This window comes from Candidatus Symbiopectobacterium sp. NZEC135, from assembly GCF_025962695.1.
In genome coordinates this window covers 1-1,015 of the sequence record NZ_JAGFPF010000707.1, presented here as the reverse complement: position 1 = coordinate 1,015, position 1,015 = coordinate 1, and the positions used below count along the sequence as shown (strand labels likewise).

The window sequence follows — 1,015 nt, the reverse complement described above, 5'->3', positions numbered from 1 at the left end:
CGTTGCTCACCCAGCAAAATGCCCCGCCCATCGCCCAGTTGTCCGGCCCATGTGCCAAACTGATGACCGCTATAAACCTGCGCCAGCGGCAGCATACCGGGCAGCAGCGTCTTGCCTTGCCAGATATCAATGTGTTCAGGCTGAAACCAACTGGCAGGCACCGCCAACTGCTCCGCCAGCTGCGCGCTGTGATACAGCAGGCGAGCACCCTGTAACGGTGTGGGTGAAAGCGCCGTGTAGCATCCGGGCAAGGCGTCATGGTAGTGGTGGGTAAATCGTAGTCCCTGTGTCATCGTCGTTCTATCACTCTACTGCGTCTGTCAACCTTGAGTGTAGAACGTCAGCGGGGAAATAAACACGGAGTAAATGCAGGGGTACTGGTTTAGGCGGCCGGAGTCAGCTCCCGCTCCAACGCATGCAGCGGGATGGCGGGCCATAGCTTGCCTTGTATCGCATCCACGTTGAGGTGATGCACTTTTTTCAGATGATCGAGCGTATCAATCCCTTTAGCAATCACCCCGAGGCCCCGCTGGTGGCTTTTCATCACGTTAAGCAACGGGTCCATGATCAGGTCGGGGGCCGGACGCGAAAGAATGTCCCACACCAGTTTAGGATCGATTTTCACATAGCTCAGCAAGCCATCATGGAACGCTTTGAGATTTACCTTGCCAGAGCCGAAGTTATCCAGCCACAGGGGAAACATATTACTGAGTTCGGTGATACCCCGGTTTCCTTTACCTTCGCCGAGGTGAGGAAACGCCTCGTTAATTTCCAGATGAACAAAGGGTAACGCACGAATGGCGTTGCGGCGTGGAATCGATGCCATCAGCAGTTCGGCGCAATGTTTCTCAATGCGCCACACCAGCAAAAACCGGTGCAGTTTGAGCCACTCCGCTTTGCGTTGAATGATATCGATTTGTTCATCCAGCAACGTCAGTTTTTGCGCCGTGGTCAACATACTCATCAGGATATCGCCCGGCACGGTGAGTTTGCCATCCGCACTATTGAAACAACC

At 54.4% G+C, this 1,015-nt stretch carries 2 protein-coding genes; both read right to left on the bottom strand.

The window, feature by feature from the left end:
* A partial coding sequence (locus J5224_RS29890) for a protein adenylyltransferase SelO family protein (RefSeq protein ID WP_264628683.1) occupies positions 1-293 on the bottom strand: 293 nt, incomplete at its 3' end.
* Positions 294-382: 89 nt separating this feature from the next.
* The coding region (locus J5224_RS29885) for an EAL domain-containing protein (RefSeq protein ID WP_264628682.1) at positions 383-1,015 on the bottom strand (633 nt) is incomplete at its 5' end.